The sequence below is a fragment of the Winogradskyella psychrotolerans genome (assembly GCF_018860545.1).
Classification (GTDB): Bacteria; Bacteroidota; Bacteroidia; order Flavobacteriales; family Flavobacteriaceae; genus Winogradskyella; species Winogradskyella psychrotolerans_A.
In genome coordinates this window covers 26,789-34,207 of record NZ_JAHKPN010000019.1, presented here as the reverse complement: position 1 = coordinate 34,207, position 7,419 = coordinate 26,789, and the positions used below count along the sequence as shown (strand labels likewise).

The 7,419-nt window shown below is 34.4% G+C and carries 7 protein-coding genes; 2 read left to right on the top strand and 5 right to left on the bottom strand.

The window, feature by feature from the left end:
* From KO515_RS08985 to tgt, 5 genes are all read right to left on the bottom strand, one after another.
* The coding region (locus tag KO515_RS08985) for a replicative DNA helicase (RefSeq protein WP_289846269.1) at positions 1 to 844 on the bottom strand (844 nt) is incomplete at its 3' end.
* A gap of 168 nt (positions 845 to 1,012) precedes the next feature.
* A complete protein-coding gene (locus tag KO515_RS08980; protein WP_215936034.1) occupies positions 1,013 to 1,966 on the bottom strand; it encodes an acetyl-CoA carboxylase carboxyltransferase subunit alpha in 954 nt (317 codons plus the stop codon).
* A 145-nt stretch (positions 1,967 to 2,111) separates the two neighbouring features.
* Positions 2,112 to 3,020 carry a DMT family transporter gene (locus KO515_RS08975; RefSeq protein WP_215936033.1) on the bottom strand — a complete coding sequence of 303 codons (909 nt, stop codon included), beginning with the start codon at positions 3,018 to 3,020 and terminating at the stop codon, positions 2,112 to 2,114.
* Positions 3,007 to 4,083, bottom strand: coding sequence for an LptF/LptG family permease (locus KO515_RS08970; protein ID WP_215936032.1), 1,077 nt, complete (start codon positions 4,081 to 4,083; stop codon positions 3,007 to 3,009). Before KO515_RS08970 ends, KO515_RS08975 begins: the two co-directional genes overlap by 14 nt.
* A 58-nt stretch (positions 4,084 to 4,141) precedes the next feature.
* Positions 4,142 to 5,272 carry a tRNA guanosine(34) transglycosylase Tgt gene (tgt, locus tag KO515_RS08965; protein ID WP_215936031.1) on the bottom strand — a complete coding sequence of 377 codons (1,131 nt, stop codon included), beginning with the start codon at positions 5,270 to 5,272 and terminating at the stop codon, positions 4,142 to 4,144.
* A gap of 292 nt (positions 5,273 to 5,564) precedes the next feature.
* Between tgt and KO515_RS08960 the strand changes: the two genes are divergently transcribed.
* Both KO515_RS08960 and KO515_RS08955 read left to right on the top strand, forming a co-directional pair.
* Positions 5,565 to 6,410, top strand: coding sequence for a transketolase (locus KO515_RS08960; RefSeq protein ID WP_215936030.1), 846 nt, complete (start codon positions 5,565 to 5,567; stop codon positions 6,408 to 6,410).
* Between the two features lie 20 nt (positions 6,411 to 6,430).
* Entirely contained in the window at positions 6,431 to 7,384 is a 954-nt protein-coding gene (locus tag KO515_RS08955) for a transketolase family protein (protein ID WP_215936029.1), read from the top strand.
* Positions 7,385 to 7,419 lie beyond the last annotated feature (35 nt).

Below are 7,419 nucleotides of genomic sequence, written 5' to 3'. Positions count from 1 at the left end.
TACCTGTTCTCAATTTTTCTGAAGAAAGCCCAGTTTCACTAGAAATTAAACGTGTTATTAATTGAACAGATGACATCTCTAAAGAAAAGAAGGCTACCGGAATATTACTATTGACGGCAACATTTCTTGCCATGGTTAGGGTTAAAGCTGTTTTACCCATACCAGGACGTGCTGCAACAATAATTAAATCACTTGGTTGCCAACCTGATGTTAGTTTATCTAATTTATCAAAACCTGAAGGTACACCACTCATACCTTCTTTATTTGACATTTCCTCAATTTTCTTTTTCGCTTGAATCACCAAACTTTGAGCAGATTCTGTCGACTTTTTCACGTTACCTTGGGTAACTTCGTACAGTTTCGCTTCCGCTGTGTCTAAAAGGTCAAAAACATCTTTGGTTTCATCATAAGCTTCTTCAATAATTTCGTTTGAAATTTTAATTAAACTCCGCTGAATATATTTTTGAAGAATAATACGGGCATGAAACTCAATATGCGCAGAAGACGATACGCGTTGCGTTAAAGAAATGAGATAAAAATCACCACCAATAGCTTCTAGTTTTTGATCTTTCTTTAATTGGCTAGAAACGGTTAATAAGTCAATAGGCTCACTATTTTCAAAGAGCTTAAAAATGGCTTCGAAGATATATTTATGTGCTTCTTTATAAAAAGAATCTGGACTTAAAATATCAATTACTTCGTCTACACCTTTTTTATCTATCATCATCGCCCCAATCACAACTTCTTCTAAATCAATTGCTTGAGGTGGAATTTTTCCTTTTTCTAAATTGATAATATTGCTTTTATCAACTTTATAGCCTTGTACTGGATTGGGTTGTTTCATAAGTAACAAAAGTAGTTAAATAGTGTTGATAAAATGAAAGCGATCGCTTTACGATTTCAACACACCATCAACAATTTAACTGTTAATAACTTGATTTTATTGTTAATAGCGCCAAAAAAAACCGAAGCCAAAACTTCAGTTTTTTTTAGTACCCTATGTTTAATGGAATTAGTCTTTATAGACCCCCATAGCATCGTATTTTTCCATACGTTGATTTACTAAATCTTTTGGTGATAAGTTTTTAAGCTCTTCATAAGACTTCACAATGGCATCTTTTACTGCAGAAAATGTCTTAGTTCTATCGGTATGCGCTCCACCAAGTGGTTCTTTAATAATGGAATCAACAAGCTTCATACGTTTCATATCTTTTGCAGTAAGCTTCAAAGCTTCTGCCGCTTGCTCCTTATACTCCCAGCTTCTCCATAATATAGATGAACACGATTCTGGTGAAATTACAGAATACCACGTATTCTCTAACATCATTACACGATCACCGACTCCAATACCAAGAGCTCCACCTGAAGCACCTTCACCAATAATGATAGTAATAATTGGGACTTTTAAACGTGCCATTTCCAAGATATTACGAGCAATGGCCTCACCTTGTCCACGCTCTTCGGCTTCTAAACCAGGATAAGCACCTGGAGTGTCAATTAATGTTACTACTGGAATTCCGAATTTCTCTGCAGATTTCATGAGTCGTAGTGCTTTACGATAGCCTTCTGGATTCGACATTCCGAAATTTCGGTACTGCCTCGTTTTGGTATTAAATCCTTTTTGCTGACCAATAAACATATAAGATTGATCCCCGATTTTACCTAATCCACCAATCATGGCTTTATCATCCTTCACATTTCTGTCTCCGTGTAATTCTAAAAATGTATCTCCACAGAGGGCTTTAATATGATCTAAAGTGTAAGGTCTATTAGGATGACGAGACAATTGAACACGTTGCCAAGCGGTAAGATTTTTGTAAATCTCTTTCTTGGTCTCAGCCAATTTTTTTTCAATCTGCTTACAGGTTTCAGTAACATCTACTTCACTTTCTTTGCCTATAATCTCACATTTATCTAGTTGTTGTTCTAGTTCTTTTATTGGTAATTCAAACTCTAAATATTCCATACAATTTGAAGTTAGTTTTGTTTAGTTAGTATAGTTAGGATACAAACCTACGTATTCTTATTTCTATATTAGAAAAAATATATAAAAAAGTAAGTTCTCAATTTCAATTTACAAAAATAGAATTTATTCAAGACACTATAAAAATTTAATTGGTAATACTGTTGATTTTATCTCTATGTCTTTTATAATTTTTAAACACGGCATCAAATAAAACCGTAATTAAAATAAGTATAGCACCAATATAAAATTGTGGTGACATTCTTTCTGTTTCTGGAAAAAGCACTAAAGCGATGGCTATACCATAAACAGGCTCTAAATTATAGCTTAAAATAACGGTAAAAGGGCTTATATAACGCATAATAGCAACAGATCCAATAAAAGCATAAGCAGTACAAACTGAGGCTAAAATAAATAAGTAAACCCAATCGGACGTTGAAAGCGTAAAAAACTCTGCATTAAATGTTTTACCTGTAAGTAGAATAAATACCGTTAAAAAAAGTACTCCACTGATAAATTCATAAAACGAAATAACTGTGGCACTATGCTTTTCAATAAAAAGACCGTTTATTACTGCAAATAAAGTTGAAAATAATGCTGAGAACAAGCCTAGAACGATTCCATTAAAATACCCCATTTCACTACTTGTTATTAAAAACACCCCAAGAATCACAATGATGCCGAAGATAATTTCATAACCTAAAATGCGTCGTTTAAAAAGAATAGGTTCAATAAATGAGGCGAAAAATGCACCTGAAGAAAACATAGCTAAAGCAATAGAAACATTAGCTTGATTAATAGCCTCAAAAAACGTAATCCAATGTAGAGCTATGATAATGCCAGCGATAGAAAATTGGAAAAACGTTTTTTTAGATATCGTTAAATTTATCCTAGCAATTTTAATGTATATAAACATTAAGATCCCGGCCATAGCCATCCTATACCACACCAATTCTAGTGCGCCAATGGTAATGAGTTCTCCCAAAACGGCCGTAAAACCAGCAATTATGACAAGAACATGAAGATGTAGATAATGCTTTAATTTAGCGTTTGGCATTTTGAAGCAGATATATTGCTAAAATACCAAATATTACATTAGGAAACCATACAGCCACCACGGCTGGAAAATTGGACTGTTCAGCCATAACTCCAAACACCTTATCAAAGAAAACATAGATCATAGCAATAGCTATACCAACCGCCAGGTTAGCCCCCATGCCTCCTCTTCGTTTAACTGAAGAAACCGCAACTGCAATAATTGTAAGAATATATATGGACACAGGCAAGCTCCATTTCTTCAACTTTACGACTTCATACCTACCAATATTTGGTGAGCCTCGTCGTTCCTCTGCTGCAATAAACCTGAGTAATTCTCCATAAGGTTTAGTTTCTGCAGCATACTGAACAGGTGTTAAGTCTTCTAATTCAAATGGAAATTGCATTAGTTTTTGACTCTCCTCTTCTACTGTTTCAATACCATCATTGAAAGAACGTTTGGTATATGTAATTAGTTTATATGCACTATCCTTCTCAACATAAGTGATTCTATCTGCAAAAATTTTGTACTTGAGTTGGTTGCCTTCAAAATGTTCATATGTAAATTTTAACCCCGTATTCGTCTTAGGTATAAAATTGTTAACGTAAATATAGTCGTGATCATTTACTTGTTGGTAAACATCTTTTGTTTGCTGAACCGATCTATTCTTTTTTAAGTACTTATATTTAAATTCATTGAAACCTTGACTCGCTATCGGAGCTAAATACATACCTAAAAAAAGTGCGATTCCTGCGACCAACGTTGCACCAATCAAATACGGTCTTAAGAATCTTGAAAACGACACTCCAGAACTTAAAAAAGCGACAATTTCTGTATTATTAGCGAGCTTTGACGTGAACCAAATCACAGATAGAAATAAAAATAATGGGAATAAAAGGTTGGCAAAATAGACTGTAAAATCTAAATAATAATAGGCCACTTCACTAAAAGCCACATCATTTTCTAGCATTTTACCTACCTTCTCTGCTAAATCTACTATTATTCCAATAGGAACAAACAGCAATAACATCATTAGAAATGTAAATAAATACCGTTTTAATATGTACCAATCAAGTATTTTCAAATTAGTTGTTAGTTATTAATTGTTAGCAAAATAAACTTTTATACTTCAAGTTCCATTTCTAAAGGCGGTTATCCATTTGCTTCACCATCTTTTCTTTCCAAGCTCTAAAATCACCTGCAATAATATGTTTTCTAGCTTCTCTCGTTAACCACAGATAAAACCCTAAATTATGAATGGTAGCAATTTGCTTTCCTAATAATTCATTAACTGTAAATAAATGTCTTAAATAAGCTTTGCTGTATTCCGTATCAACAAACGTAATTGCCATATCATCTATCGGTGAAAAATCATTAGCCCATTTTAGATTTTTGATATTAATGGAACCATGAGCTGTAAACAACATACCATTTCTGGCATTTCGTGTTGGCATTACACAATCAAACATATCTACACCTAACGCAATATTTTCTAATATATTGATTGGCGTACCAACACCCATTAAATAACGTGGTTTGTCTTCTGGTAGAATTTCACAAACCACATCTGTCATAGCATACATTTCTTCCGCAGGCTCGCCTACCGAAAGTCCACCGATTGCATTCCCTTCTGCTCCAGCATTGGCAATATATTCTGCAGATTGTTTGCGCAAATCTTTATAAGTACTCCCTTGAACAATCGGAAAAAATGTTTGTTCATAATCGTACTTAAAAGGTGTTTTTTTCAGATGTGTTAAACAACGTTCTAACCAACGATGCGTCATATGCATTGAACGTTTAGCATAGTTATAATCACATGGATACGGTGTACACTCATCAAAAGCCATAATAATGTCGGCACCAATGCTGCGTTGCACTTCCATCACATTTTCAGGTGTGAACACATGGTAACTCCCATCAATATGAGATTTGAATTTTACTCCTTCTTCTTTAATCTTTCTATTTGAAGACATGGAATACACCTGATAACCACCAGAATCGGTTAAAATATTACGATCCCAATTCATGAATTTATGCAAACCTCCTGCTTCTTCCAAAATTGGAGTTTGAGGTCTTAAATAAAGATGATAGGTATTTCCTAAAATAATATCTGGATTGATATCATTTTTTAACTCGCGTTGATGTACTCCTTTTACAGAAGCCACTGTACCAACTGGCATAAAAATAGGAGTTTCTATAGTGCCATGATCCGTTTCTATAGATCCTGCTCTTGCTTTGGTTTCTTTATCGTTTGCTACTCTTGTGAATTTCATGTGTTATACTTGTTGTTCTTTCGCAGACACATGTTGTTCGCAATTAATCATTCTAATAATGGTTAATAATTTCAGCATGCTCGTCTCATTTATTCTAAGTCCGACGGCAAATATAAATAACTCTATTACATTACTTCTTAAATTAGATTTAAAAAATAATTACCAATTCATATTTAGAATTTTCAACATATTGTTAGCAAATCATACAATTCGTTAATAAGTGCCGCTTTTCAACTTTTGATAACCCTTAGTAAAAAGTTACTTTTGCAACATAAAACTTAAGCAACATAACATGCCAAACATTAAAGAATTAACTGATTTAACTACTCAAGTTCGTAGAGATATTTTACGAATGGTACATAAGGTAAACTCTGGTCACCCAGGTGGATCATTAGGTTGTGCCGAATTTTTTGTTTCTCTTTACCAAGAACTTATGGAAACCAAAGATGGTTTTGATATGGACGGAATTGGAGAAGATTTATTTTTCCTTTCAAACGGACACATTTCTCCAGTATATTATAGTGTATTGGCAAGATCTGGCTATTTCCCAGTTGAAGAGCTGAATACATTTAGACTTATTGATTCGCGCTTACAAGGCCATCCAACAACACATGAAGGATTACCTGGAATCCGAATCGCTTCTGGTTCTTTAGGACAAGGGATGTCTGTAGCTCTTGGGGCAGCACAAGCAAAAAAACTAAACAATGATAACCATTTAGTATATAGTCTTCATGGTGACGGTGAATTGCAAGAAGGACAGAATTGGGAAGCCATTATGTATGCTTCGGCAAAAAAAGTAGATAATTTAATTTCTACTATCGATTTAAACCAACAACAAATCGATGGTTCTACTGATGATGTGTTACCAATGGGAAGTATCAAAGCTAAATTTGAAGCTTTTGGTTGGACTGTTTTAGACATTGAAAAAGGTAATGATATTGAAGCCATACTAGAAGGTATGAAAGAGGCAAAATCATTAACAGGACAAGGAAAACCTATTTGTGTGCTTTTACATACCGTTATGGGTAATGGTGTCGATTTTATGATGCATACGCATGCATGGCATGGAAAAGCTCCTAACGATGAGCAATTAAAAGAAGGTTTATCTCAAAATCCTGAAACTTTAGGAGACTACTAATCATCAAATCAAAAAAGAAAATGAAAACTTACACATATACAGAGAAAAAAGATACAAGAAGTGGTTTTGGAGCCGGTTTAGCCGAACTTGGTAGAACAAACCCTAATGTTGTGGCCTTATGTGCTGACTTAATTGGGTCTTTAAAAATGGACAAATTCATTGAAGAAAATCCTGAACGATTTTTTCAAATTGGAATTGCTGAAGCAAATATGATGGGGATTGCTGCTGGTTTAACCATTGGTGGAAAAATTCCATTTACAGGGACTTTCGCAAATTTCTCTACAGGTCGTGTTTATGATCAAATTCGTCAATCAATTGCTTATTCTGGAAAGAATGTAAAAATTTGTGCATCGCACGCAGGATTAACTCTAGGAGAAGATGGAGCAACCCATCAAATTTTAGAAGACATCGGTTTAATGAAAATGTTACCAGGTATGGTCGTTATTAATCCTTGTGATTATAACCAAACCAAAGCGGCAACCATGGCCATTGCAGAATACGATGGTCCTGTTTATTTAAGATTTGGACGTCCTTCTGTGCCAATTTTTACACCTGCTGATCAGAAATTTGAAATCGGTAAAGCTATTAAATTAACTGAAGGTTCAGATGTAACTATCGTTGCTACAGGCCATTTAGTTTGGGAAGCTTTAGAAGCATCAAAAGCATTACACGAAGCAGGTATTTCTGCTGAAGTGATTAATATTCATACTATAAAACCATTAGACGAAAAAGCTATTTTAGATTCTGTTGCTAAGACGAGATGTATCGTCACTGCTGAAGAGCACAACCATCTTGGTGGTCTTGGAGAAAGTGTTGCTAGAGTTTTAGCGCAGCACAATCCTACTCCTCAAGAATTTATTGCAACAAACGATACGTTTGGAGAATCTGGTACACCAGCACAGCTAATGGATAAGTATGGTTTAAATAGTGATGCGATTCAAAACGCTGTTAAAAAAATCCTGAAAAGGAAATAATTTTGATTTGGCATCGTTTTTGGAAGTAAAGACTT

What these genes read in the sequence shown, in the direction of transcription:
- KO515_RS08980 (WP_215936034.1), bottom strand. Translation starts at nt 1,966, where the DNA reads ATGGAATATTTAGAGTTTGAATTACCAATAAAAGAACTAGAACAACAA.
- KO515_RS08975 (WP_215936033.1), bottom strand. Translation starts at nt 3,020, where the DNA reads ATGCCAAACGCTAAATTAAAGCATTATCTACATCTTCATGTTCTTGTC.
- tgt (WP_215936031.1), bottom strand. Translation starts at nt 5,272, where the DNA reads ATGAAATTCACAAGAGTAGCAAACGATAAAGAAACCAAAGCAAGAGCA.
- KO515_RS08960 (WP_215936030.1), top strand. Translation starts at nt 5,565, where the DNA reads ATGCCAAACATTAAAGAATTAACTGATTTAACTACTCAAGTTCGTAGA.
- KO515_RS08955 (WP_215936029.1), top strand. Translation starts at nt 6,431, where the DNA reads ATGAAAACTTACACATATACAGAGAAAAAAGATACAAGAAGTGGTTTT.